Here is a 26,062-nt window from a genome sequence, read left to right as displayed (position 1 = left end):
CATAGTCGCCGACAGAGTAAACCCGACCATAGCCTCTGAAGGATTCATCAGACAACCCGACGATAAACTCTCTTTCGCGGTCAAGACAGCAGATCGCCTTCCAGTGAGATAGATATGCTGATGACTGGGAGAGGCGGTCGGTTCACTGGACTTGACATTTTAATCCCTGCGGCTAAAGTCCTCTTATGAGCGTTATCCTGCTTGGGATTCTGGCGTTCGTCCAGCCTGAGGACGAATCCACCTACTACGGGATGGACATGAACATAGCGGCGTTCTCGCGCTACTGGGAGAAGGCATACGAGACCACACCCTTTGGATTGCGGACCTCTCAGGGGTGCCACGACATGAGACATTGGTACCAGATCTACGAAGCCAGGGCGGAGGCCACTTTAGCCGGTCCTTTCAGTTTGCGTTATCGTTTTTTCATGCTTCGTGACTACGAGACTTCCATAACCCAGCACCGGTTTGAGCCTGCGATGCGTGTAGCGCGCGATTTCTATCTGCACCTGGTGGCGGTTCCTTCGTATTTCAAGAAGGAGGACGAGGCGGGTATAGGTCTTGCCTGGCGCAGGGATTTTACCGACTGGGTGGCCGTTTACGCGATAGCTCAGGGTTTCGATCATAACGTAAGTCTTATGTATACCCCTGCTGGCCCTAAGAATGACTCCTTCATACAGATCCCTTACAGGTTCGAGGTTGACGCGAGAGGCGAGCTTGGGTGGATGCGTCTGCGTCTGCATGCCGAGCTGGGCACCCGTTCTCAACAGAGGCTTTGCTGGCCTGACAGCGCCTTATACGAGTGGGAACGAGATCGGGATCAGAGCTCGGCGTGGGGAAGGATTGAGCTACAGCCTCTTAATGACCTGTGGGTAGGCACGCGGTTTGCCTGGCATCTCGACCGCACCGAGACCCGCTGGCATGCTCAGGGGGTCCTGACGGCCGACACGCTAATAGACCGCTACCTGAAGCCCTTCGTATCATTCTCCCCTACCGAGCGGCTTGAGCTTTCATGCACCCATCAGATCTGGAGGATGAACCGTGATATGGATTCGGTATCTTACCGCCGCGACTACCACGTCCTTACGGCACTGATGAGCTGGAATCCATGGACATTTGTTGTTTTCGAGGCAGGGTATCAGCGCTCGTGGCGCTACATCTACAACAACCACAACCTGATCACCGAGCCTTACAGCGGCAGCCTCACCCAGTCCAGGCTGCTTTTGAATCTTGAGATGCGGTTCCGGTCCGGTTTTATGTTTACAATCAAGGAAGGGATCGAGATGGACAACTTCCCCAGAGGAACGTTTGAGTATCCGCACAACCACACCTACGTCTCCATATATATGCCTTTGGCCTTTTTCGATGATCATGGACGCAGCAAGGATTAGCAAGGCCTTGGGTCTTTCCCATGTAGAGTTCCGCGAGGAGGTTACCTCTACCCAGGACGCGGCTCGTGCATCCCAGGCGTCGCCGCCTTATCTTGTTTGTGCTTTAGAGCAGAGCGCTGGCAAGGGCAGGTTGGGACGACGCTGGCAATCGGATAGGGGAGGGCTCTACTTTACCCTGGTAGTCCAGAGACAAAAGGAGGACTGGGCGGTGCCCTTGGTATGCGCATACGCGTTGTGGAAGGAAGTCTCATCCAAGGTGTTAAGTCTTCAGTTAAAGTGGCCCAACGATCTCTACGCGGAAGAGAAAAAGCTTGCCGGTATTGTGGTTGAGGGATGGGACGATCGTCTGGGGATCGGGGTGGGGGTAAACGTTAACCAGCAGGGGTTTGAAGGAAGCCTAGCCTCCTCTGCGATCTCGCTGCGTATGCTTGCAGGTGCGGAGTTCGATCTGGAAGCCTTGCTTATAGATACAGTCTCTCTTATACTTAAGGCGATGGATGAGCTTGCCGAGCATGGATTTCGATTCTTTCAACCCTCCATTCGCCGGGTTCTCCTGGAGGCCGATCAGCCGGTCAAGGTTATCCGGGATAACAGAACATACACCGGCCGTCTTCTTGATCTTGGACCCTCAGGCGAGGCGTTGGTTCAGGGCTCTGAGGGTGAGCTCTTCACCGTTCCGGCACAGCACCTTCTTGAGGCGAGATGATAGTCCTTGTTGATATAGGCAACTCCTTCACCAAGGTAGCTACAGCCGAGGGCGCTGGCTTAACCTCGGCTGTGCGTCTGGCCACTCATCCTGAGCACACACCGGATGAGATATTTATAGAGTTCAAAACCCTGGGGATCCAGGAGCCCAGGGGCGCGGTGATCTGCTCGGTGGTGCCTGAACTTACCGAGCGATTCGTTGAGATGTTTCGCAGCCGGTTCAACCTGGGGAATCCTCTGGTGGTTACACCCTATGTTAATACCGGTATAACCATCCTTTACCGCAACCTTTCCAATCTTGGTGCTGACCGTATCGCCAACGCGGTGGGGGCTTACTTCGAGTACGGCAAGGACGTGGCCATAGTGGATTTTGGTACGGCAACCACCATAGATTTCGTCACAAGCAAGGGGGAGTATCTTGGTGGTATCATTGCGCCCGGTCTTGAAGCCAGTCTGCATAATCTCATATCCAAAGCCCCGCAGCTTTTTGAGATCAAGCCTGAAAAGCCTGACCGCTACGTTGGACGCTCAACCGAGGAGTGCCTGCAGTCCGGTTCTTATCTTCTGACGGTAGGGCTAATTGAGGCGGTGCGGGCCGCGGTCAGAAGAGAAACAAAGATAGACTTTACCTTTATAGCTACCGGCGGCCTGGCCGATCGCTTTGCCCCGTTTGCAAACGCCATAGAGATCGTGGACCGCGACCTTACCCTTAAGGGATGTCTTCATCTCTACCGTTTGAATAGAGGGGAGGGCGAAAATCAACCACACAGGATGGATGAGATTGATCAAGCTTGAGACCAGGAGCCCTGCAGAGACCTATAAGCTCGGCAAACGCATAGCCCAGAGTATCCAGGCCGGAGACGTGCTTGCCTTAAAGGGGGAGCTCGGCTCAGGAAAGACCACCATGATCCAGGGAATCATCAAGGGACTGGGTGTAGATCAAAGGGTGCAGAGCCCATCCTTTGTTCTGGTGCGTAGCTATCAGGCTGATTTCGAGATCAAGCACGTTGATCTTTACCGCCTCAATCAGGCAGGTGTGGACGGCCTGCACCTTGAGGAGATCTATAACGAAGATGGCGTGATGCTTGTGGAGTGGTCAGAACACGCTGGCTGGCTGCCAGGTACGCTGAGTCGAGTCGAGATGGTGTTCGTTCCCGACAATCCTCTCCATCGTCGGATAACCATCACCGGCCCTATCCAGAAGAGGCTCGAGTGAACGATCTGGTGTTGGCAATCGAGACATCCTCTATCTGGACAGGGGTGGCGTTGGCCCGGGGCTGCAAGATCCTTGCCGAGCGGAGTGTTGAGAGCCGGTCCAGGCACAACGAGGTGCTCTCCGGGTTGATCCAGGGAGTCATGGATCAGACAGCTAAGGATTTTGCTGACCTGTCTGTGCTCGGGGTCTCGATCGGCCCGGGTTCCTTTACCGCCCTGCGTATAGGCTTGCTTGTGGCCAAAGGAATAGCCTTCGCTCATTCCTTAAAGATCGTTTCCGTTATGACGCTCGACGTGCTCAACGCGAGCCTGCCCGTCGAAAACGAAACCGAGTTTCGTTTGCCCGTGCTCGACGCCTACAAGAACGAGGTCTTTACAGCACTCTACAGGGGATCGAAGAGAGTCAGTGAGCCGGTGATCGTTGATCCAGCGTTCATAGCTTCTCTTGCGGGAAGCCCTGTGCACACAGAGCCTGTTACGGTTTTCGGTCCTGCCAGCCTGAAATACGAAGAGTCTTTAAGAGCGTCCCTTGGCAAACGTCTTCGCATGCCTGAAAATCCTCAGATCGCTCCCACCCCTTCGGCCCTTGCCCTGCTTGCCTGGCAGCGGCGGGAAGATGCCTGCGACCCATCTGATCTTGAACCCTTCTACCTGCGAATGCCCGATGCAAAGAAGCCTAAACCTTAGAGCCATGCAGGCGCTTGACCTTGAACGAGTCTGTGAGATTGAGAATGTGTCCTTCAAAGCGCCGTGGTCGAAGGGGATGATTAAGGAGTTATGCGGGTTGGAAAACGCCGTCTGTCTTGTGCTTGACGTTGACGACGTTATTCAAGGTTATGCATCTGCCAGGGTCGAGAGCGATGAGATACCCATCCTTCACATAGTGAATCTGGCGGTCGCGCCTGAGGCCCGCAGGCAGGGAAAAGGAAGGATGCTTCTTCGCGCGATCCTTGAGCGTGGGCTTGACGCCGGATGCGAGTGGGCCTATCTTGAGGTTCGCACCACCAATCTGGCGGCGATTCGTTTATACCAGAAAGCCGGTTTTAAGATATTTCGTAAGCGCTCGCATTACTACGAGGACGGCTTTGACGCGTACGAGATGGGAGCCGTGATCGAAGAATCTTTTAAATCCTTAGGGAGGCAAGAATGCCCGTGACTCTTTCTGAGAGCTTGGCAAAGCTAAAGATAGACGATCCTTTGTTCGTTCGGAACCTGACCGTCTACCCATTATCCAATGGCGGCGGCATCAAGATCAATCTTGCCACTTTCTCCGAAGCCATGGATGCGGGTACGGTCAGCGTAAGCGAGTTGGAGGTTCCCACCGTCGAGGAGGTTATCCTTGACAACCAGGGTTCGGAACCCCTGTTCCTGCTCGACGGCGAGGAGATCTTCGGCGCCCAGCAGACAAGGGTGACTACCACCGCTGCACTTATCGACGCTCGAACCTCTGTCCCTGTACCGGTGGCGTGTATAGAGGAGGGCCGCTGGGGCGGCTCCAGTTCCTTCGAGGGTTCCTTCAGTAGCACCCATCCCAGGCTGCGCTCCATCATCTGCCGGGGGGTAAACGAATCCCTGCGGTCAGGCAAAAGCTTCCGCGCACCCCAGCGACTTATCTGGGACGAGGTCACACGCAAGCTCACTTCCCTTGAGGTCTCTTCCGCCACCTCCTCGCTCCACGATCTTGCAACCACCCTTGCCTGTGAGACCGATCGCTACATGGTTGATCCCCGCGAACTCTCCAACGCACAGGGTATGATCGTTGCCGCAGGTAAGGAGATCCTTGGTTTTGAGTATGCCGCTGACTCTGATCTCTTCAAAAGGCTCACCCCTCGGCTCCTTCGCGGCTACGCGCTGGATGCGCTTGAACGCCGTTCGGTAGGGTCACCACCCGCCCGAAGGGAACTGGAAAGGTTTCTTGGTCGAATCTCGAGCCTTGAACCGTCCACTTACCCCGGCGTGTCCCTTGGCCAGGACTGGCGCTTTGAGGACCGAAGATTGGTGGGCCGTGCCCTGGTCGATAAGGATAACATCCTTCAGGCCTCCTTCTTCCCTGCAGTAAATTGATCAGACAGACCCTTGGCAAGTATCGCATCCTTCGCTGGCTCGGGGGAGGTCAGTTCGGGGACGTCTATCTTGCGCATGACACCATCCTTGGAATGGATTTCGCGCTCAAGGTCTCGCGCATGCGCCCTTCAGATATCCAGATGCTCAAGGATGAGGCACGACTGCTTGCAGGTCTTTCTCATCCGAACGTCGTTCGCTTCTACTCGGTAGACCGCATCGAGGGTCAGTTCGTGCTGGTGACGGAGTTTGTTCAGGGTTCGAGTCTGCGGGATAAGTTGGACCAGGGTCGTCTTGATATCGCCGACGCGTTGCGTATCACAAGGCAGGTGCTTTCCGCACTGGACTATGCACATGCAAAGGGCGTTATCCACCGCGACCTCAAGCCGGAGAACATACTTCTTACAGAGGACGCAGAGGTCAAGGTCGCGGACTTCGGTCTGGCCCGGTTTCTTAAGAAAGGGTCGCTTGCCGCGTCGGTGGCAGGTACCCCTTTCTACATGTCCCCTGAAGCATGGTCAGGTAGATTCCTGCCTTCCTCAGATCTGTGGAGCGTGGGGGTCATCCTGTATGAGATGCTTACTGGTGTCCTCCCATTTCAGGGTGAGCACTACGAGGAGATCCGGGCGAAGCTTATGAATGAAGCCCCCACCGATCCGGTACGCCTGCGGCCCCAGATCCCCAAAACGATCACCGGCACAATCCTCTCTCTTTTGGCAAAGGACGCCCAGGCAAGGCCGCAGACCGCAGCCGAGGTCCTCAAGGCTTTGGAAGCTCGTGGACATAGAGCCGTCCCTTCCGGCGTATCCGCAAAACAATCCCTGGTTGAGGGAATAACACTCACCGCTGAGCAGCGCGATATCGTTGAATCAGCCGAGAATCGGTTACTGGTGGTAGGTGCGGCAGGCACGGGAAAGACAACATTGCTGGTTCACCGGGCCTATTATCTCACAAAACAAAGCATCTCTCCGGACAAGCTTCTTTTTCTTGCCTTCTCCCGCAGGGCTGCTGAGGAGATGCGTAGGCGGCTGGAGAGGCTCTTGGGCAGTGGCCTGCCAGATGTCTGGATCGAGACCGTCCACTCGTTCGGCTGGCGCCTCCTGCGCATCGAGGGATGGCGGCTTGATCTTTCGCCTGAGTTCAAGGTGGCAAATCCCAGTGAAATTCTACATATTATTAGCAAGAAATGGGGAAGGAACCGGGCAAGAGCACTTGCCGATAGTCTTGCCAACCTCAGACTCGCAGGCAAGACCCTTAAGGACTACCCTGCCCGGACACCGTCAGATAAGCAGATTCGTGATTTCTGGCAGGACTACGAGGAGGCCAAAAAGCAAAAGGAGGCGGTGGATTTCGACGATCTATTGATTAAAACCGTCCAGCTGCTTGAGCAAGATTCCCAGATTCGAGACCAGTGGCGCTCTAAGTTCCTCCATATACTAGCAGACGAGCTGCAGGATCTGCATCCTTTGCAGTTCAAGCTCCTGCGCCTCGTATGCGGGCCGGATACCGGACTCTTTCTTACAGGCGACGCCACCCAGTCCATCTACGCCTGGCGGGGTGCCGATCCCCGGTTGATAGAAGCGGCAAAAAGGGTTTTTGCCCCAATCGAGCGACACAAACTTAACGCTTCCTTCAGGATGGGTACAGAATTCATCAAAGTAGCAGGAAACCTGATGGCGCACTCACAGGATTCATCAGGGGTTCCGCATCTTTCCCTTGCAAAGAACGCGGGGCACTTCGAGCTCTACAAGTCTAGGGGAGTAGCAGATGAGGCGCGCTTCGTTGTCGAGCGTATCAAAGGCCTCATGCAAGAGAAGGGTTACCTGCCCTCCGACTTCGGGGTGCTTTACCGCATCAACTCCTACTCGCGGGCGTTCGAGGAGGCACTTTCCTCGGAGCCCATCCCCTACAGCGTTATAGGCTCAGAGCCTTTCTACGAGCGCGAGGAGGTCTGTAACCTGCTCGCAATCCTTGCCTTTATGCGCGAGCGCTCCTTTAGTCCTTCCATCCCATCCTGGCAGTGGCTTCTTTCCCTCAAACCCGAGACCAACCCTCTAATAGTAGAGGAGGGTATCTTGAAACTCTCCCCTCAGGCCAAGAGCCGGTCGCGCCGTTCGATCGAGCAGTTTTTTGAAGGTCTTGCCGAGTGGTCAAAGCGGGCAGATGAGGTAACTCCAACCGATCTGCTTGAGTTCATTAGAAACGCAAAGGTAACCAAAAGGTGTTTTTCTTCGCAAGCGGCAAGCGAGGCGCTTGAGGAGTTAAAGGAAGCCTCATCCAGGTTCGGCAAAGGGGAGCTGGGGCTGTTCCTCGATCACGTTGCACTCCTTGAGGATCTGGAGCTTGCCCAGTGGTCAAGGGACGCGGTCAAGCTCTTATCCATTCACTCCGCCAAGGGGCTTGAGTTCAAGGTGGTGTTCCTTACGGGTTTGCTGGAGGGTCTCCTGCCCCTTACCCGCAGCCTTGCTGATCCAGATGCTTTAGAAGAGGAGAGGCGTCTGTGCTACGTGGCTATAACGCGTTGTCTGGATGAGCTTTATGTCTCTATGCCCGCCCGCCGGTTTCGCCAACCCACAAGGCCCTCCCGGTTTCTTTTACAGATGCTGGGGCTTGTGTAGGGTGTTTTCTCACGCCTCCCCAGACGCTGAGGATACCGCGGCAAAAGGCACTTTGAAGTCTTGACAACGTTGGCCTCATGACTATACTCAGTTCAAAGGAGGCTCAATGATCGAACTCTTCCAAAAGGGCGGTCCGATGATGTGGGGTCTGCTTGCAGTATTTCTAATCGGGCTCACCTTCATCATAGAACGGTTCATTACCCTTCTCATCAAGGCACGTCTGAACCCCATGAAGTTTATTGACCAACTTACCGCTGCTGTGGATTCAGGCGGTGTAGAGGCAGGACGCGAGCTGTGCGATTCTACACCCCAGCCGGTTGCCAAGATACTTGGCGCCGGATTGGCCAAGGTCAAGCTGGGACGTGAATTTGTCGAGGAAGCTATTGCAGCTGCGGGTGCTGTAGAGCTTGGCTTCCTGGATCGTGGGATGTTGTGGATCGCCATGGCATCTACTTTGGGTCCGATCCTGGGGTTTCTCGGCACCGTTACGGGTATGATCAAGGCGTTCGCGGCTGTCGCGACGGCGGGTGAGGTTGAACCCACCATCGTGGCAACTGGTATCTCCGAGGCGCTTATCACCACCGCTACCGGTTTGCTTATTGCCGCACCCATGGTGCTTTTTCACACCCTTTTTACCTCGATGATAGACCGTTACTCTCGTGATATGGAGCAGGCGGCCAGTTCGCTTGTGGATTATCTGCTTGAGAAGGGGATCCTGAAGGGTTAAGAAGGGGTCTAGGATGATATCTCTTGGCAAGAGCAAGAAAACCCACGCAGACATTCCTACGGCATCGATGGCTGACATCGCCTTCCTTTTGATCATCTTCTTTATGACGGTTACGATCTTTGCCAGGGAGAAGGGACTCACTATGCTTCTGCCAGAGAAGGGCGAAGAGGTAAAGATCGCAAGTCGCAACATCATGCAGATTCTCGTATCACCTGGTGGCAAGGTCCTTGTGGAAGAGGAGGACGGCGCCCTGCACGAGTACAGGATTGCCGATATAAGAGGCGCGGTTGAGGCGGCGCTTGAGCGTACCCACGACTCGGTCTCTGTTGCGATCAAGATCTCGCCGCTGGCCCCTTACTCGGTGATGATAGACGTGCTGGACGAGGTTAAGATGGCGGATGCCAAACGTATCAGTCTTATTCCTTTCTTTGAAGGAGGCGGTGAATGAAGCTGGCCAGGCGATCGCGGGGTGGAGCCGTGATCCCCACCGCTTCGATGTCTGATATCGCGTTTCTTCTAATCCTCTTCTTCATGGTGACGACCGTGTTCAGCACCGAGCAAGGACTCAAGCTTATACTGCCCAAGGCCGAGGCCACCCAGAGGATCCGTTTGCGCCGCAATACGCTCAACGTTTGGATCGACAGAGAAGGACGTATCTCGATTCAGGATAAGCTCATGCCTGCCGAAACCCCTGTAAAGGCCTTCGGCAACAAGCTGCTCCAGATACTTGCCGAGAAGCCGGACCTCGTTGTGTTGCTGCGCGTGGACGAGAATGCTCGCTACGGACAGATTAGCGAACTTATCGAGAAGATGAAGGAGGTCAAAGCGCTCAAGCTGACCTTCGCAACACAGTTCGAGGAGTTGTAGGAGTAAAGATGGCCAAGAAGCCAGTAGCGGATATGAAGCAATCCTACCCGATCTACATGCGGTTGGGTATTATAGGAGCTTTGCTTATAAACATCGCATTGTTTGCGCTTGCCCCGAGAAGTATGAACGTTAAGCCCTACCAGACCAGCCAGAAGCGCGCGATCATCGCCGAGGATATCAAGCTGGAGGTTGAGAATCTCATCGAGCCTCCTCCCGAAGAAAAGCCGGCCATGCCTATTGAGGCGGAGTCTGAGGAAGAGGTAGAGGCCGCGACGATGGCAGAAACCGAGTTTGCAGAGATCTACACCAGGCCCGAGGAATCGGTCGAGATCCCAGTGGTGGCCTTCTGGAAGGTCGAGAAGAAACCACAGCCCCTATACTCGCCCAAGCCCGCCTACCCTGAGAAGGCACGAGTAGCTGAGATGGAAGGACAGGCTATAGTTGAAGCTCTCGTTGACATCGACGGCAAGGTGATTGATACCAGGCTCGTTAAGAGTTCCGGCTTCAATATCCTTAATCAGGCCGCTATGAATGCAGCTCGCAGCTGGACGTTCTCTCCGGCCGAACAACGTGGCAAGCCGGTGCGAGTATGGGTTAACATACCCTTCAACTTCAGACTGAATGAGTGAAGCTCAGGCGTGGTAATCAGATTGAAGGGATAAACTGGAGGCTGAGACGGCATTAGGGCCAGTGGTAACGATAATAAGGGATACGTTGCAGAGAGCCAGGCGGATGGTTAAGTTGAATGTGAAGACTGCACTCTCAAGAAGAGTGTGTGGAGGTTAAGATTGAAGAGATTGCATTGCGGGAAGAGACCTCCTATAGCAGGTTTTCGCGCAACGCATCCCGGTTCAGTAAAAGAAGTGGTTGCAAAAACCACGAGGTAAATCAGCCTATATAGCCAAGGAGGACATAAATGCTTAAAAAGCTCATAGTGTTAACAGGGGTGTTTGCTGTAGCCGCCTTTGCGGTGCTCGGTCCTATCCCGGTGCCGGAAGGGGTGGAACTTCAAGCTTGCCCGCTCGTGCCCCTCAGGGACGGTCCGATAACTCCTGTCTTGTCCAGCACAGCTATGCCTTTTGTCGAAGGCGACCAGGGCGGTGTTACCACCTACGACTATCAGCAGAACGGTGCGATGGGCAACCGTATCGCCGTTGACGCCGATGGAAACGCTCAGATCTGCTGGATGCACTCAGAAGACGAGACCTTTGTCGAGCGTGACATCTACTACAATGTGTGGAAAGTGGAGACCGGTAGTTTCCCTGACTACTGGCCGGACGGCGTGAAGGCATCCGGTGAGCCCCGTGCAGGCTACACCACTATGGGTGTGCTTCCCGACGGCGAGGCCGTGATCGCTTTCCATCACAGTCCGGATGGAGTTACGCATCAATCAGCCGTTGTAGTGGATGCTGACCCCGGGTTAGGTGCATTCAGCTCACCGGTTGATGTTGATCTCATCACCGTTCCTGAGCAGCCTATCTGGCCGCACATCGTTGTTTCCAACGACGGTATCATCCACGTGACTGCTCACATCTCTCCGGCTGATCCTTACCACCCCCCTGACAATGTTCACTATCTCTACTACTCTCGTTCTACGGACGGCGGGCAGACCTTCTCCCCCTGGCAGGTTATCACCCAGAACTCCGCCAGCGACGCTGCCATGGCGGTATCGGCGGACGGCAAGGTGGCAATAGCATGGGTGTCCGGTCTTCCCTTCAAGGGTAGAACCGACTTGCACAGGGCTGCCATCGGACATGTGTATTACGTCGAGTCTACAAATAACGGTGCAAGCTGGAGCGCTCCTGTCAAGGTTACTGATGGCCTCTATGAGGATGAGGCGCCGGACAGCCGGGACACCGTTCTTCTTGCGGCTATCACCAGGAGTATTGATTGTGCTTACGATGGGGCCGGCAATCTTCACATCGGCTTCGGAGAAGGGTGGCGCTCCCATTGGATAGAAGGCGACACGGCTGTTTGGATCGGTTCCAACGTTCGCGTGTACATGAGAATGGCTCACTGGAGCGAAGCACACAAGGAGGTTACGATTGCATCTAGTCCCTGCTCTATGTTAGTCCCTCGTGACCCGGATGGAGATACCATTCATTTTCTCTGGGAAGGACACTTCTGGGGTATCGCCCAGTTCGCCGACTATTTCTACCCTGGACTCGGTTGCTGGAACCCGCAGCTTGCCGCTATAGGCTCGGGCGACGACATGGTCTTCACCTGGACAGGTCAGTGGGATTCACTTGACCTAAGCGGGGGCCTAACCATCAACGCCGATATCTATGCGGCTATCTCAACCGACGGCGGAGCCACCTGGGGGCCGGTCGCTGATTGGACCGAACAAGACCTCCGAGAACGTGGTAATGTGTTTGCGTTCATCACCAACCTTACCAACACACCCAGCCCTGGTGCTAGACCTGGTGATTGTGAGAGTGAGGAGTATCACAGTGCATACCCCTGGATAGGTTCAGATAGCATCCTCCACGTAACCTACATCCACGACCTCTTCTCCGGGTCTGTTGTCCAGTCAGGGCCTGCTTATGGTGTGGCTCTCAAAAACCCGGTGATGTATCTGGGCAGCAACGATCCCGCTATGAAGGTGTATGTAGGCGACGGCCCAGATACTATTATTAGTCACGTGAAGGAGGATCCTAATCCTAACAACGTCCCTGTTGTCGAGGTTGTGGGTCAGCATCCGATCTCGGGCTCCGTGGTCTTCAGCGTAAGCGCACCTGGCACTCATGCCTCACTAAAGATCTACGATGTTGCCGGCAAACTGGTTGAGACCCTATTCGATGGCAGGCTCGATGATACTCGCATGCTTACCTGGGACGCGTCAGCGGTGGCTGCCGGTGTCTACTTCTACTACTTCGTCACGCCTGCACATACCGCGAGCGGTCGAGTAGTTGTCGTTCACTAGTTGAGCTTAGACATTAACAGACTCAGGGGGAGAGTCTCAGGCTCTCCCCCGCTATAACTTAATAGTTGCTTATGAAGAGATACCTCTCACTTGTGATTCTCCTTTTGTGTCTGGTATGGCTACCTGTTGCCTGTAAGAAGGATGATGAGCCCGAGGTATGGCGCTGGAGTTACCAGGACAGCCTCGATGTAGTGGATCTTTTAGAACCACAGCAGGGATTCCTATCCTCCAAGAACCATCTGCCTGAGGGCAAGATAGGGGTGGCTGTCACTGAAGAGACCCTGGAGGTTATTCGCCACGACACCTCATCTGTGCGTTATCTGGTTTCAGGGTTCTCTTTCTCGATAACCAACTCGGTGTATGCTTATACGTTTGATCTTGGAATAGATACCACTATCACCGCGTATGTTGTTGATACCTTAAAGGGTAGTGTTGAGCTAAAGGTGGATTCTTTATTCGAGCGCGGCAGCGACAGTGCTCTGGCCGCGGATACCAACATCTATAAGATGCTTCGTTACTCTTCGCGTGGTGATGTATTCTTCGACTCTCTGGGAGGCGATGCCACTTGGAGGCTCCTCAAGTACTCAGGGGGGATCATGGGATCAACACCAGAGGTTGCCACCGCTCCTTCTTTCGACAGCCTCGTCCTCGCCTATCCCGGCGGCGGCCTTACCGTTATATCTTCTGCCGAAGAAGGTGCCTATGGTATGAGGGGACTTTTTGAACCAGAAGACCTTATACACATCTCCTCAGGCGAGAGCGTGAGCGTGGAGGAGGTTTTCGTTTCCGGTGATGACACCCTGCTTATCTACCTTGCAGACGATAAAGGCAACTGGATAATTCATGAACCTGGAGCAAGTGTTTCCTTCACTAGTAAAGGCAAGTCCCGCTTTTATATCATAGGGATCGGTCTGTGGAGCTTTGTTTACGCCTCAGATGAGTGGTCCAGCGTCCTGTGGGGTATTCCAGTAATCGTTGATTGAGCCTTTTGTTTTCGTAGGCTTACAAGGTGGGGTAGTTGGGGTGTAATCTGAGATAGATATAAACCCCGGTGCGCATTCCTGTCCTCTTAATCCGGATTTCGGGGGTATTTCATGTTTGTGGTCTCGGAGTTTCATCTATAAGATGCGTAGATGTGCTTAGGTGTATCGCCGCGTCGAGTATGTTCCAGAATGTATGTAAGTATAGGAGTGTTACGGGTGGGGGCTTGACTATGGCGCAAGGTTCGTTAGAATCTTTAAGATGAAGTGCTATGTGAAGGTTTACGGCTGTCAGATGAACGCGGCGGATTCACACCTCGTGTCCCGGTTGCTTGCCGATGCAGGTATCCGCGAGGTCTCAGAAACCTCAGAAGCCGACGCTGTTGTGCTTCTTACCTGTTCGGTTCGCCAGCACGCGGAGGATAGGGCACGGGGTTTTGCCCGAACGATGCGCGGGCGGGGCAAGAAGGTGATTGTGGCCGGATGCATGGGCAAACTGAGGGGCAAGGAGCTGGTAGCAGAAAGCGTAGCCGATTTGGTTCTGGGCCCGGACTCCTACCGCAAGATACCTGGTTTGCTTCTGGGTCACGATAACTTAAACCCGGCCCCCGAATCCTTCGAGACCTACAGTGATCTTCTGCCCGCGTTAAACAGCTCGGTCTCTGCATCCCTTTCGGTGATGAGGGGATGCAACAACTTCTGCACCTACTGCGTGGTGCCTTACGCACGCGGGCCTGAACGAAGCATCCCCTACCATGATTTGGAAAAACAGATTCGCTATCTGATAAGTCAGGGAATACGCGAGATTTTCCTTCTCGGTCAGAACGTTCTGGCCTATCGTCACGGAGATATGAAACTTATCGATCTGCTGGAACGCGCGGCTCGGTTGGAAGGGCTCGATCGTCTTGGTTTTTTGACATCGCACCCGCGCGATCTTTCCTATGGGATGATCCAGCGCATGGCTCGCATACCCCAGCTTCTGCATTTTTTCCATCTGCCGCTTCAGTCCGCGTCGGAGGGTGTGCTTAAGCAAATGCGCAGAGGTTACAGTCTTGCCGAATACGAGCAAAAGATCGCCTGGGTGCGTTCGGCGTTTCCTGATGTATACCTTACCACCGATCTCATGGTTGGATTTCCTGGGGAAACAGAGGGGGATTTCCAGCTTACCCTTGATGCGGTTAAGCGCATCGGATTTGACTTCGCCTACATGTTTGCCTACTCCGAACGTCCTGGGACCGGAGCTGCAGGAATGGGGGGAAAGGTTCCCGTCCCGGAACGCAAGAGACGTCTTGCCGAGCTTATAGATCGTCAAAACGAGGTGACGCGAAGGCGTGCGGAGGGCCTTGTAGGAACCGAGGAGGAGGTTTTTGTTACTGCACCTGCCCCCAAGGGGCAAGGGGCGATGCTTGCAGAATTGAAGAATTATAGACCTGTAATCTTGAACCACACCGCCCGGTTGGGTCAGAAGCTTCGGGCAAGGCTGGTTGGCCTCGTAGGCTGGAGCATAATCGCCGAACCGGTCGCAAAGGAGGCGGTATGAAGGTTATAGTTTGGATCATCGTGGGCGCGGTGTTCCTACTTGCTGGGGCGTTTGCGTTGTTTAACTCCGGGATCGGAGAAGGAGAGCCACCCATAGCAACCGTCCATTTCTTCGGCGAACACCACGTGGCGGTCTCGCTTTTTGGACTTATCTGTTTCGGCATCGGGGTCTTCTCGGTTATCCTCTTCGCCCTTGCAGAGGAGATCAGACTGCGTGCGAGGACCAGGCGATTACGGAGGGAGATCGAAGCCATGCGTAAAGAGATCAACGCTTTACGGAATCTTCCACTTGCTCCCGAGATCCTGGCCAAGGAGGCCGAGGATGCCGAGGAGGAAAGATGACCGTATTCTGGATAATCCTTGTCGCAGTCATCATTCTGGGGATTGTTATCCTGGTAGTGGCTCTCAGGATACGTCGCAGCGAGCCCGCGGGTGACAATTACCAGGAGGCGCTTCGTGCACTCATTGACGGTCGCGAGACCGAGGCGATAAAACGTCTGCGCGATACGGTAATGAAGGACACGGACAACGTGGACGCCTACATACGTCTCGGCAGGCTTATGCGTCAAAGGGGCGATGCTGAAAAGGCGGCGCACATCCACCAGTCACTTACGGTGCGTCCCGCACTGAAACGTTCAGAGGAGCTTGTAATCTACGACGAGCTGGTTGAAGACTACCTTGCGATGGATCGCGTGGAAAAGTCCATCGGCCTGCTAAAGGAACTTATTAAGCTTTCTCCAAAGAAGCTTGACTATCTTCGTCGGTTGCTTGCTATGCTTCTTACGCGTAAGCGCACGGATGAGGCGGCAGAGACCCTGAAACAGCATAAGAAACTTTTCTCCGCCAAGAAAGAAACGGCCACATGGAACGCGGAGCTGGCGCGTTTGCAATGGGAAAAAGGCGAGGATGAAAAGGCAGCGGATACCCTCAAGCAGGCGCAGAAGCTAGCCAAGAATCACCCATACGTATTTATCGTTCAGATCCAACATCTTGCGGGTAAAAATGATAAGACCAAAGCCCGTTCACTGATAGATAAGTTTCTCAAGCTTTATCCGGAGTATGCGGATAAGGTGCTGGGTCTTACCGAGCAGGTCTACTTCGATCTGGGTATCTACGAGAAGGTCGTGCCTCTGTATGAGGATTTGCTGAAGCGCTATCCGGACAAGTACGAAGTTCGCCTCAGGCTTGCCCGGCTCAAGGCGAAGGAGGGTGCGCCGGATGCGGCCATTGAGTTGATCAATGAGGTTCTGGCAAGTTGTCCAGGCGACATGGGGTTCCTGCTTGAGCGCACAAGGCTTCTTCTTGATCAGGGGAACTGGGAGGCTGCGAGGGAATCCTTTGATAAACTTTCAGAGCAGCTTGTGTTCATGCCTTCGATCTGCGCCTCCTGCGGCGAGCGGCTTGAGGCGACCGCCTGGTTATGCACAAGCTGCGGCTCTCCGGTCTGCGAGCCATGATTGGGTTGCTGTTTCTTTTAGGGGCAAGCCTTAACGACGGCTTGGCGGCTGCTCGTGCCGGGGAGTACGAGGGCGCCCGCAGGCATTTTGCCTCGTTCGTTAGGGAGCGTCCCAACGACGCAGGCGTTGCACAGGCCACACTCTGGCTTGCGCGACTTGAATCTGACCCTGGTACCGCGCGAGAGCTTTACCTGAGGGTCGTTGCCAGGCATGGCGCGAGTCCATATGCGGACAGCGCCCTGTTTGAAGCCGCCTCGATCGATTACGCCTTCGGACTTTACCAGCAGGCCACTACAAAGCTCAAGCAGCTTCTTTCACTTTATCCTGCGACCCCTCTGCTGGCCGAGACTAACTACTGGCTGGGTGTATGTTACATGATTCTGGGTGATAAATCTACGGCTGCAGTTCACTTTCACGAGGCCCAGTCCAGAGGAGCAGGGAGCATCTGGTCCTTGCTTGCCGCAAAGGAACTGGAGGATATTGGAGATACGACTACCACGAGCGCTACCCAAGGTGGTTACGCGGTTCAGGTTGGCTCCTTTATCGATCGTTCGCGGGCCGAGAGGCTGCTTTCAGAGTATCGCGATAAGGGACGTGCAGGTGAGATAAGGCAGGTGACAATCGCCGGAAGGATCTACTACAGGCTCTGGCTTGGCCCATTCGCTACCCAGCAAGAGGCCTCGACATACGCGGAGAGCCTGCGGGCCCAAGGTAAGGCCGCGATGGTCGTCAAACGATAGCTTAAATTGGCCGACTTAACCCCACTTCTCAAACAGTATCACGAGATCAAGCGGCGCTATCCTGACGCGCTACTTTTCTTCAGGATGGGCGATTTCTACGAGATGCTGTATGATGACGCCAAGGTCGCAGCGAGGGTGTTGGGAATAGCGCTTACCTCCAGACAATACGGCAGTTCAGGTAGCATACCTCTCGCAGGTGTTCCGGTCAAAAGCTACGAAGCCTACCTTACCAAGCTGGTCAAGGCCGGGCTAAAGGTGGCCATCTGCGAACAGGTAGAGCTTCCCGATCCCAAAAAGAAACTCCTTAAACGCGACGTTACCGAGGTCATCACCCCTGGAACCATCGCCAGCGAGGAGATGCTTGATGCGTCAGCGGGCAACTACCTGGCGGCGGTGGTCAAAGTCGAGGGCAAAGCCGGAATCGCCTATGCCGACGTATCCACCGGCGAGTTCGTATGCGGCCAGGCTCGGATCTCAGAGGCAGAAGAGCACCTTGCCAAGGTCTCGCCCCGTGAACTGCTCCTGGCCGAAGAGGAGGGATGGCGACCTTGCTCATTTGAGACAAGCATTCAGCCGGTAGCTGGCTATTTATTCGATGAGGAGCTTGCCAAGGGGAGACTCCTTGATCACTTCAAGGTGGCCACCCTGGAAGGTTTGGGATTGGAGGGGCGTGCTTTGGCGCTGCGGGCCGCGGGTGCGGTGCTCTCATATCTCATCGAGCAGAAGAAGAGCGTTCTGCCGCACATCGAGGGCTTACGAGTATTTGACAGCGGCCACTATCTCGTTGTAGACGAGTTCACCCAGCGCAACCTGGAACTGCTCCAGCGCCAGCGGGACCGTTCCGCCGAAGGTTCTCTTTTCTCGGTCCTTAACCGCACCCTTACCCCTCCGGGCACCCGGCTCCTGCGGCGCTGGCTCATCTTTCCACTGCGAGACAGACAGGAGATCAACGCCCGGCTGGATGCCGTAGAAGAACTTTTTACAAACAAGGAGCTATCCGACAATCTAGGAGAACTTCTCAAAGAAACAGGGGACCCGGAGCGGCTGGTTTCAAAGATCGCGACCCAGCGCGCAAACCCAAGGGAGGTGAGAAGGTTGGGAGCTATCTTGAGGTTAGGTGCAGAGATTAAGGGGGAGCTAAAGAAGGCCCAATCCAATCTACTGAAAGGACTTGCTGAAAGGATAGAGGATTTTAGCAAGCTGGCAACCGAGATTGAGCAAACCATAATCGGTGATCCGTCTGTGGTTCTGTTGGAAGGGGGAATCATAAACAAGGGTATCAATGAAGAATTAGACGAGCTTCGCAGCCTTACCCATGACGCCCGAAAGCATATCGCTGCCCTTCAGCTAAAGGAACGATCCGCCACAGGTATCAATAAACTCAAGGTCGGCTACAACAGCGTGTTCGGCTACTACATCGAGATACCCCGTAGTCTGGCCTCCAAAGCTCCGTCCCACTACATCCGCAAGCAGACACTGGTTTCAGCCGAACGCTTCTTCACACCCGAACTAAAGGAGCTTGAGCAGAAGATTTTGACCGCAGAGGAGCGTTCTAAGATAATAGAGTACGAGATGTTTATCTCCTTCCGTGCCAGGCTTGCCGAGCGCTCGCGTTCGTTCAAGGCGTTGGCCGACGTGATGGCCGAGGTGGACGTGTTGCGCTCCCTGGCTCAGGCGGCACGTGAGAATCAGTATGTTAAACCTCAAATCACCGAAGACGATGAGGTTCGTATCACCTCCTCGCGCCATCCGGTGGTGGAGAAGCTTCTTGCAGAGCGGTTCATTCCGAACGATGTGCGGCTGGATGCGAAAGACAACATGGTTCTTCTGGTCACCGGGCCCAACATGTCAGGCAAGTCCACCTATCTCAGGCAGGTGGCTTTGGCGGTGATCATGGCCCAGATGGGTTCGTTCGTGCCTGCCCGCAAGGCCTCCATCGGTCTGGTGGACAAGATATTCACCCGCATCGGAGCCTCAGACGATTTATCCCGCGGGGTCTCCACCTTCCTTGCCGAGATGGCCGAGACTGCAAACATCCTGCGCTCGGCAACGCCCAAAAGCCTGGTGATCCTTGACGAGATAGGCCGGGGCACATCCACCTACGACGGGATGGCCATCGCCTGGGCCGTAATCGAGTACCTTCACAGCTCGCCCGAGCTTCGGCCCAAGACCCTCTTCGCCACCCACTACCACGAGCTGACCGAGCTCGCCTCGCACTTTGCGGGGCTGCGCAACGCAAGCTTCTCGGTAAAACGCACCAAAGACGGCGTCCTCTTCCTGCGCAAGCTGCGCTACGAACCCTCGGATCAGAGCTACGGGATCGAGGTGGCCAGGCTGGCCGGTCTGCCAAAGGCTGTGGTGGAGCGCGCACGGTTTCTCCTGGAACGCATCTACGGAGGGGAGACGGTCTCGATAGACGAGATTTTGACCGAGAAGAAGGTTCAGCTTCGGCTCTTCACCGGTGCGGTTCAGGACGAGATCGCCGCCGAGCTTGCCGAGCTTGACCTCGACTCCCTTTCACCCATCGAGGCATTGCAGAAGCTCATTGCCTGGCAGGAAAAACTGAAGGAGGGATGAAAGATGTTGACAAGATGCTAACTCCCTCTATAATGTCTTAGAGGTAATGAGGATGTCTTTTCTGTCGCCCTTGAAGGTTAAAAGCCTTTCCCAACGTACGGAAAGTAAACAAGAGAATAGTCATTTTTCTAAGAAAGAAAAGGTCTTGGGGCAGTTTTTCACTCCAAGAGAAGTAGTGGACTTTGTTTTGGATTTTATTTCAGTGACCAATAATAAAAAGGACAAAGCGATTGACCCCGCATGTGGAGACGGTGTTTTCCTTAAAGGACTCATTGCAAGAGAGTTTAAAGAAGTAGTAGGCATTGATATTGATTGCGAAGTAGTCAAGTTAATAGCCGAAGAGCTAAAAACTAATGCTGACGTCCTGAACGAAGATGGTTTGCTTAATAAGTCAGGGGGAAATTTCGACGTAGTCGTAGGAAATCCTCCATTTAGTTCAAAATATGGAAGAGTAAAAAATTGTCGCATACTGCAAGGTTACAAGTTGGGAAGGAGCAAGCGGAGTCAGGCTGTCGAAATTCTCTTCTTGGAAAAATTTATTCGCCTTGCTTCCCCAGAGGGCGTTATAGGGATTGTGTTGCCTTTCGGCATTTTTTCCAATCTTCCACTCAGGTATGTTCGAGAGTTTCTTTTGAAAGAAACCTCACTCATAGGGGTTGTGTCTTTGCCTAGGGGCATTTTCAATAGTAGCCAAAATACAACCTCTAAGACCTGCATCTTGTTTGCTAAAAAAGGCAAGGGACCAGAAAGGGTCTTTATGGGCGTCGCCGAGAGTTTAAAGGAACTGCCGGTGATTCTTAATTCATACCGCAAAGGTACGGACTCGACGAAGCCTATAGCCTTTTGGGTCAATCCTCATGTAGATGCTTTATATCCTGAGTTTTATATCACTGATCTGCCTTTCGGGGAAGCCAACCAGAGCGTAAAAAGATTGAAAGATCTCGTCTCTGAGATGTTTGGTGGCAAGACAGAATATGCTCAAAACAGGGCCTTTTCTCGCGAGGGGATTCCCTTTATCTCGGCGAAAACAATTACCCAACTAGGAGTTGACCTTAGTAGAGATGGGAGGTATGTGGGCCACTTCAGTAAAATGTATAAGCATAAGGCCCATGTTAGAGTGGGAGATTTGCTTTTTGTACGGGTAGGTGTAGGGTGCATAGGAAGGGCTGCAGTTATTACCCATCCTTCCGAATGCGGCGTAGCAGACGATTACATATACATAATTAGGACGAATGAAGAAGAGTTAGCATATTATCTCGCATTCTATCTCCAATCCAAATACGGGGTATCTCAGATCAATAGAATGAAAAGAGGGGTCGGGACGGTTACCATCCCTCAAACGCTTTTAAAAAATTTTCTAATACCTATTCCTTCAGCATCATTGAAGGATAAAATAAAGAAATTTTACTTAGAGATGGTGAGAGAAAAAGAGTCGAACAGATACAACGCAGAAATGATTCGCAGGGAGGCTGTTAAGTGCATAGAAGAGGAAGTCGAAGGGATAGTTCGATGAGCAATCTAAAATCTGAAGAAAGGGTGGATATGGAAATGGTTGCCGATGAAGTAAAGATTTCCTTGCAGGTGGGCGGCAACGTTCGTCTCATTAATAAGAAGTATAACATGGTAAGAAAAGAAGAAAGTGCAATAGGAATCGAGTGGATGATAAAAGGAGAGGAGGCGCTTAGGGATTTTTTGGTTCGCATTGGCTTAAAGTATAATGGATTAGGTAAAATTTTGAGGGATAGATTGAAAGATGATTTGAAGAATATTGAGGTGGATGCGGAAAGAATTACAATGAGTGGCAAGGAGTGTTTAGTTCCCATTAAGAATAAGCCTTTAAAAGATAAACAGATAGAAATCACAATTAAGTGGGTTAAAGGGAAATGGCGTAAAGCTTTCCCTGCGATAAACATTGTCATACCTCTTTCGGAGTACACCAAAAGAGGACAGAAATATGAGTGGCGTCTAACAGTTGAAGAAGCTATAGAGATAGGATATACCACTCTTTACTGGATCAGTGCCTCTGAAATTTCTGAAGGCAAGGGACTTAAAACTGCGGAAGGAATCCTCGGCAAAATCGAGTAAAGAGAGGTCAAGCCTCCGGCTGGCCTCTCTTAATCCTGCGATCTTTCGTCGCCTCTGGCGACGAAAGGAGCACTATACCCCGAACTTCTCGATGATCTCCTTCTTCTTAAGGCCCAGGATGCCGTGCTTGGCGCCGATCTTCTTGAATGCGGCAATCGCCTTGTCCAGGTGCTCGCGCTCGTGAGCGGCGGAGAGCTGGCAGCGGATACGCGCCTGGCCCTGCGGCACCACCGGATAGAAGAAACCTATCACGTAGATCCCTTCGGCGTAGAGGTCGTGGGCTATGTCCTGAGAGAGCTGGGCGTTGTAGAGCATAACCGGCACGATGGGCGTCTCGCCAGGACGGATGTCAAACCCGGCCTCGGTCATCTTCTCCCGGAAGTATTTTGTGTTCTGCTCCAGCTTGTCGCGGCGCTCGGTGGTCTGTGAGATTATATCCATCACCCTCGAGGCCGCGGCAACGATCACCGGAGGCATGGTGTTCGAGAATAGATAGGGACGCGCGCGCTGTTTGCACATCTCAACGATCTCTGCACGGCCTGAGACGCATCCGCCTGACGCCCCGCCCAAAGCCTTGCCCAGGGTCGTGGTAATGACATCGATTTTACCAACAACACCGAAGTGCTCGTGCGTGCCTTTTCCGGTCTTGCCGATGAATCCGGTGGCGTGGGAATCATCCAGCAGGATCATGGAATCGTAGCGTTCACAAAGTTCGACCATCTTATCGAGCGGTGCAAAGTCGCCGTCCATTGAGAAGACGCCGTCGGTCACCACCAACCGGATGCGCTTGTCCTGATGCATCTCGAGCTTCTGCGCAAGATGATCCATGTTCATGTGCTTGAACGAATCGTATTGCGCCTTGCAGAGCCGGATGCCGTCAATCAGCGAGGCGTGCACCAGGCGATCGGCGATGATCACATCCTCCTCGCCCAGTATAGCCTCGAACACGCCGGCGTTGGCGTCCATGCACGATGGGAACAGCACCGTGTCCTCGGTGCCCAGGAACTTTGTCAGCTTGTCCTGCAGCTCGCGGTGTATGTCCTGGGTGCCGCAGATAAAGCGCACCGAGCTCATCCCGTAGCCCCGGGAATCAAGCCCGTCGTGTGCGGCCTTTATCACCTCAGGATGCGAGGAAAGTCCCAGGTAGTTGTTGGCGCACATGTTGATGAGGCTGGTAAGCTCTGCACCTTCCGGGTACTCCACCTTGATGTCCGCTGCTTGCGGGGAGTGGATGAACCGCTCCTCCTTGAAAAGACCCCCATTGCGGATCTCGGCTATGGTTTTTTTGTAGTGCTCGCGAACCTTATCGCTGTATGCCATCTACTCCCCCTTGAAACGTTTAACCAGCTCCACGATCTTGTTCACGGTGTCGAACGACTGTGGTGTGGCGTCTGCGTCCGGGATCTGGATCTGGTAGCGCTTCTCTAAAAACACCTTGAGTGAGACCATCGAGAAGGAGTCAACTATCCCACCTGAGATGAGCGGTGTGTCCGGGGTAAGTTCATCGGCTTCTTCCTCGTCTTCGACGTACTCGTCCTTGACGTAGGCAAGAACCGTGTCTTTCAACTGCTTTTCATCAAGCATTGCTGCTCCTTGCTTTTGTTTTTAATTTCAAACAACCTTCCCCCTCACAAATAGCCCAGTAGTATATTTGATTATCGGAAGGATGCAAGTAGGTAAGAGTTCCTCGCCTATGGGTGGAAAGCTAGGTGAGAGCTTGACAAGCAGTCTCAAGGTAATATTATAATGTAACTTGGAGGTTTAAATCGAAAATTCCGCCAAAAGTTACCGATACTTTGCCATACTCGGTTTGAAGACCACAGTGCCAGAGATTAGATTAGGTGAGCTAGGGGTTCTGAAACGAGTTGTGAACCCCCCTGGAACAGATGAACTTGCTCAAGCACTTGATAAGTTGGAGACTGACAAATTCCATGCAGTTGCTCGTTACTCTAAAGCAATAAGTCACGAACTAGCGGTTGTGGAACTCCCGGGTTTAAGTGTTGGAACTTTCCGTCTAGGTCAAGTAATTGTATATCTCGTACGTGTTCGTACGCTGGCAGAAATCCTTGTCCCAGCTTTAGCAGATCACTCTTGGGGGGAAATAGGTTCAATCAAGGACAACAGTTGTAAAGTAGAATTACTTGAAGATGTTCCAGGAGCACGCAGAATAAGTGGACCTGTAGAACTCACTAGAGCAGACCTCAATTGGATTGGATCCAATTTTTTAAGGTTTTTTCATCTATACCTAGATTTGAATAATTTCCATTTAGCCGTAGATTCTCTTGCAAGATGTCATCTTGAAGGAAGCGAAAGAATGATGGTTGCAACTCTTTGGTCAGGAATTGAAGCTCTTTTCAGTATTGATCATGAGCTTAGATTCAGACTATCCTCTTACATTGCTTCAGTACTTGAACCAAGTGGTGAGATACGTCAAAATCTATATGATAGGGTAAAGCAATTATATGACATTAGATCGACGGTTGTGCATGGTGAAGAAATCTCGAAAAAGAAACTTGTGGAACATATAAAAGAGGTTCGAAAACTGCTATCACGTCTTTTATGTAAATTCACTGAAAAGGGAAAAGTACCTAATCAAAAAGAGATAGAGAAAATAGTATTCACTTAACCTCATCAAAACCGATTCCCTGGGGCTGCTGGCGGTTGAGGAACCCGTAACACCGCCCGTAACACAAGACTGGCAGGTGCTGGTTCCGGTAGGTCGTGAAATTGTGCTGATGTTCAACGAGGCATCGCCATCTTTGACGCTTCGGGTCTACGACCCGTCAGGCCGTCAGGTTGACGAGTTGCATGTACCCCAGACGGGCGGCACCGTCTCCTGGGGTGAGGGTTACGGGGCCGGCGTCTATTTCATCAGGATTGAGGGTGACGCGTCAGCGACCACTCAAAAGGTGATCTTGATCCATTAACTCCCCCTCCCTGGTGGAGGGGGATAAAGGGGGAGGGGATCAAGTGAAGGTGGTGCTGGTAAGGTAGCTAAAGAAGCTTCAGAAAATCCTCAACGCTCAAGCCAGCGTATCGAATAATCGCACGCAGCGTGCCTTTATCCAACTCTTTGTGATCGGGAACCACCACCTGGGCAAAAGGTTCCTCACGCCGCAGGATTATGTGACTCCCATGCTGCCGTTTGACAATGAATCCGACCTTCCCTAAAGCCTTGACACATTCTTGACCGGAGATTTGGGGAAGCTTGATCACACCGCGACAACGATTGTCTCGAAGCGTTCTTCCGGGACAGGAAGGCCGTCTTCTTTGAGTGCCTCGATGTATCCCTCGATTGCTTCCTTGACGTTGGCTACCGCCTTTTCCTTGGTTTTCCCTTGAGAAACGCAGCCGGGCAAACTGGGGCACTCGGCCACCCAGTATTCGTCTTCACCTCGATAGATAACAACCTGTCTCATACTTAAACTATAACCGTTTGGATTAACAAGTCAAGTTCGTAGGGGCCGACTTTCAAGTCGGCCCGCTCACATAAAACTTCGGGCTAGCTTAAGGGTAAAACCGTATCCCCATTTTCAAACCAAAGCCTGAACCCAGCCAGCTTGCGGCGATGGCGTAGATGTTCTCACTGTCTTCGGGCTTCAGCATCTTGAACCCGCCGCCCGCGTCCAGGAATACGGCAAGTCTATCCGATGTAAACAGCTCCAGCCCGAAATAACCGAACACCCCAAAGGTAAGGTTGGGCCCAACCAGGTTGCCGGTGCCGTAGATCAGGTTGTCGTAGGGGGTGAAGGTATAGCCCAGCAGGATATCGGTGGCTCCATATGGACGAACAGCACCGTGTATGATGGGTCCTGATCCGCCGAAGGAGATGACGCCCGCTGCCGTCACCGGGTGAAACGATGCTTGCTCGCCGGTCTCCTGATTGATGAACGTGGCCCAGGTGAGTGAGCTGCATATCCTGCCCTTGAGACCAAGCTGAAAGGATTTGCCTATGGTCGGCAGTGTGACGCCTGCCTGCATGAACGACAGGCTACCCATCATACCGGGCGCAAACTCAAGACCTAGCGATTTTCCGAGGTCCTCAGTATCCGTATCAGCTGCCGCAGGTGCCGCGATCAGCAGCGTGCCGAGTAAAAGGGTGCCAAGTAATTGTTTTGCCCTGAACATTTTCTCCTCCTTGATGGTAGATTGATTTGTATAAGTTTATGGGAATATCTAT

The 26,062-nt window shown here is 53.2% G+C and carries 28 protein-coding genes; 23 read left to right on the top strand and 5 right to left on the bottom strand.

The window, feature by feature from the left end; translation table 11 throughout:
- Positions 1-185: 185 nt before the first annotated feature.
- From CEE36_01520 to CEE36_01420, 21 genes are all read left to right on the top strand, one after another.
- The gene (locus CEE36_01520; GenBank protein TKJ44449.1) at positions 186-1,388 is read left to right on the top strand and encodes a hypothetical protein; all 1,203 of its coding nucleotides are present in this window, start codon (positions 186-188) and stop codon (positions 1,386-1,388) included.
- A complete protein-coding gene (locus CEE36_01515; protein TKJ44448.1) occupies positions 1,363-2,094 on the top strand; it encodes a biotin--[acetyl-CoA-carboxylase] ligase in 732 nt (243 codons plus the stop codon). The genes CEE36_01520 and CEE36_01515 overlap by 26 nt, the downstream gene beginning before the upstream one ends.
- Positions 2,091-2,888, top strand: coding sequence for a pantothenate kinase (locus CEE36_01510; protein ID TKJ44447.1), 798 nt, complete (start codon positions 2,091-2,093; stop codon positions 2,886-2,888). The genes CEE36_01515 and CEE36_01510 overlap by 4 nt, the downstream gene beginning before the upstream one ends.
- Positions 2,869-3,309, top strand: a complete 441-nt coding sequence (locus CEE36_01505) for a tRNA (adenosine(37)-N6)-threonylcarbamoyltransferase complex ATPase subunit type 1 TsaE (GenBank protein ID TKJ44446.1) — start codon at positions 2,869-2,871, stop codon at positions 3,307-3,309. Before CEE36_01510 ends, CEE36_01505 begins: the two co-directional genes overlap by 20 nt.
- Positions 3,186-3,995 carry a tRNA (adenosine(37)-N6)-threonylcarbamoyltransferase complex dimerization subunit type 1 TsaB gene (tsaB, locus tag CEE36_01500; GenBank protein TKJ44445.1) on the top strand — a complete coding sequence of 270 codons (810 nt, stop codon included), beginning with the start codon at positions 3,186-3,188 and terminating at the stop codon, positions 3,993-3,995. Before CEE36_01505 ends, tsaB begins: the two co-directional genes overlap by 124 nt.
- Positions 3,925-4,464: a ribosomal-protein-alanine N-acetyltransferase gene (gene rimI / locus CEE36_01495; GenBank protein TKJ44444.1), complete on the top strand. Its 540-nt coding sequence runs from the start codon at positions 3,925-3,927 to the stop codon at positions 4,462-4,464. Before tsaB ends, rimI begins: the two co-directional genes overlap by 71 nt.
- Positions 4,455-5,372, top strand: coding sequence for a hypothetical protein (locus tag CEE36_01490; protein TKJ44443.1), 918 nt, complete (start codon positions 4,455-4,457; stop codon positions 5,370-5,372). Before rimI ends, CEE36_01490 begins: the two co-directional genes overlap by 10 nt.
- Entirely contained in the window at positions 5,369-7,987 is a 2,619-nt protein-coding gene (locus tag CEE36_01485) for a hypothetical protein (GenBank protein TKJ44442.1), read from the top strand. The genes CEE36_01490 and CEE36_01485 overlap by 4 nt, the downstream gene beginning before the upstream one ends.
- 106 nt (positions 7,988-8,093) lie before the next feature.
- Positions 8,094-8,714 (top strand): flagellar motor protein MotA, encoded by a 621-nt coding sequence (locus CEE36_01480; GenBank protein ID TKJ44441.1) that lies wholly within the window; start codon positions 8,094-8,096, stop codon positions 8,712-8,714.
- A 13-nt stretch (positions 8,715-8,727) separates the two neighbouring features.
- Positions 8,728-9,162, top strand: a complete 435-nt coding sequence (locus tag CEE36_01475; protein TKJ44440.1) for a hypothetical protein — start codon at positions 8,728-8,730, stop codon at positions 9,160-9,162.
- The gene (locus CEE36_01470; protein ID TKJ44439.1) at positions 9,159-9,581 is read left to right on the top strand and encodes a hypothetical protein; all 423 of its coding nucleotides are present in this window, start codon (positions 9,159-9,161) and stop codon (positions 9,579-9,581) included. The genes CEE36_01475 and CEE36_01470 overlap by 4 nt, the downstream gene beginning before the upstream one ends.
- An 8-nt stretch (positions 9,582-9,589) precedes the next feature.
- The gene (locus CEE36_01465) at positions 9,590-10,210 is read left to right on the top strand and encodes a hypothetical protein (GenBank protein TKJ44438.1); all 621 of its coding nucleotides are present in this window, start codon (positions 9,590-9,592) and stop codon (positions 10,208-10,210) included.
- 287 nt (positions 10,211-10,497) lie between these two features.
- Complete coding sequence (locus CEE36_01460; GenBank protein TKJ44437.1) at positions 10,498-12,504, top strand: hypothetical protein; 2,007 nt, start codon at positions 10,498-10,500, stop codon at positions 12,502-12,504.
- Between the two features lie 65 nt (positions 12,505-12,569).
- The gene (locus CEE36_01455; GenBank protein TKJ44436.1) at positions 12,570-13,487 is read left to right on the top strand and encodes a hypothetical protein; all 918 of its coding nucleotides are present in this window, start codon (positions 12,570-12,572) and stop codon (positions 13,485-13,487) included.
- A gap of 259 nt (positions 13,488-13,746) precedes the next feature.
- The gene (locus tag CEE36_01450; protein TKJ44435.1) at positions 13,747-15,024 is read left to right on the top strand and encodes a hypothetical protein; all 1,278 of its coding nucleotides are present in this window, start codon (positions 13,747-13,749) and stop codon (positions 15,022-15,024) included.
- A complete protein-coding gene (locus CEE36_01445; GenBank protein ID TKJ44434.1) occupies positions 15,021-15,365 on the top strand; it encodes a hypothetical protein in 345 nt (114 codons plus the stop codon). The genes CEE36_01450 and CEE36_01445 overlap by 4 nt, the downstream gene beginning before the upstream one ends.
- Positions 15,362-16,480, top strand: a complete 1,119-nt coding sequence (locus tag CEE36_01440) for a hypothetical protein (GenBank protein TKJ44433.1) — start codon at positions 15,362-15,364, stop codon at positions 16,478-16,480. The genes CEE36_01445 and CEE36_01440 overlap by 4 nt, the downstream gene beginning before the upstream one ends.
- On the top strand, positions 16,444-17,220 hold the full coding sequence (locus CEE36_01435) for a hypothetical protein (protein TKJ44432.1): 777 nt from the start codon (positions 16,444-16,446) through the stop codon (positions 17,218-17,220). The genes CEE36_01440 and CEE36_01435 overlap by 37 nt, the downstream gene beginning before the upstream one ends.
- A 6-nt stretch (positions 17,221-17,226) precedes the next feature.
- On the top strand, positions 17,227-19,797 hold the full coding sequence (locus CEE36_01430) for a DNA mismatch repair protein MutS (protein ID TKJ44431.1): 2,571 nt from the start codon (positions 17,227-17,229) through the stop codon (positions 19,795-19,797).
- Between the two features lie 46 nt (positions 19,798-19,843).
- Entirely contained in the window at positions 19,844-21,310 is a 1,467-nt protein-coding gene (locus CEE36_01425; GenBank protein ID TKJ44430.1) for a hypothetical protein, read from the top strand.
- Positions 21,307-21,882, top strand: a complete 576-nt coding sequence (locus CEE36_01420) for a hypothetical protein (GenBank protein TKJ44429.1) — start codon at positions 21,307-21,309, stop codon at positions 21,880-21,882. Before CEE36_01425 ends, CEE36_01420 begins: the two co-directional genes overlap by 4 nt.
- Positions 21,883-21,954: 72 nt before the next feature.
- Here the strand turns inward: CEE36_01420 and kbl are convergent, their stop codons facing one another.
- Together kbl and CEE36_01410 are read right to left on the bottom strand one after the other, a co-directional pair.
- Entirely contained in the window at positions 21,955-23,202 is a 1,248-nt protein-coding gene (kbl, locus tag CEE36_01415; protein TKJ44428.1) for a glycine C-acetyltransferase, read from the bottom strand.
- Positions 23,203-23,466 (bottom strand): hypothetical protein, encoded by a 264-nt coding sequence (locus CEE36_01410; protein ID TKJ44427.1) that lies wholly within the window; start codon positions 23,464-23,466, stop codon positions 23,203-23,205.
- 238 nt (positions 23,467-23,704) lie between these two features.
- Between CEE36_01410 and CEE36_01405 the strand changes: the two genes are divergently transcribed.
- Positions 23,705-24,508 carry a hypothetical protein gene (locus tag CEE36_01405; GenBank protein ID TKJ44426.1) on the top strand — a complete coding sequence of 268 codons (804 nt, stop codon included), beginning with the start codon at positions 23,705-23,707 and terminating at the stop codon, positions 24,506-24,508.
- Positions 24,509-24,584: 76 nt separating this feature from the next.
- Positions 24,585-24,809, top strand: a complete 225-nt coding sequence (locus tag CEE36_01400; GenBank protein TKJ44425.1) for a hypothetical protein — start codon at positions 24,585-24,587, stop codon at positions 24,807-24,809.
- Between the two features lie 67 nt (positions 24,810-24,876).
- Here CEE36_01400 and CEE36_01395 read toward each other — a convergent pair whose 3' ends face one another.
- The 3 genes from CEE36_01395 to CEE36_01385 form a co-directional block, all read right to left on the bottom strand.
- On the bottom strand, positions 24,877-25,098 hold the full coding sequence (locus CEE36_01395) for a hypothetical protein (GenBank protein ID TKJ44424.1): 222 nt from the start codon (positions 25,096-25,098) through the stop codon (positions 24,877-24,879).
- Positions 25,095-25,301, bottom strand: coding sequence for a hypothetical protein (locus CEE36_01390; GenBank protein ID TKJ44423.1), 207 nt, complete (start codon positions 25,299-25,301; stop codon positions 25,095-25,097). The genes CEE36_01395 and CEE36_01390 overlap by 4 nt, the downstream gene beginning before the upstream one ends.
- Positions 25,302-25,389: 88 nt before the next feature.
- The gene (locus tag CEE36_01385; GenBank protein TKJ44422.1) at positions 25,390-26,010 is read right to left on the bottom strand and encodes a hypothetical protein; all 621 of its coding nucleotides are present in this window, start codon (positions 26,008-26,010) and stop codon (positions 25,390-25,392) included.
- Positions 26,011-26,062: the final 52 nt, after the last annotated feature.

It is taken from the genome of candidate division TA06 bacterium B3_TA06, from assembly GCA_005223075.1.
In the GTDB taxonomy this organism is placed as follows: Bacteria; Hydrothermota; Tepidihabitantia; order B3-TA06; family B3-TA06; genus B3-TA06.
The sequence above is the reverse complement of the archived record's forward strand: the minus strand, read 5'-3'. Positions and strand labels throughout refer to the sequence as shown.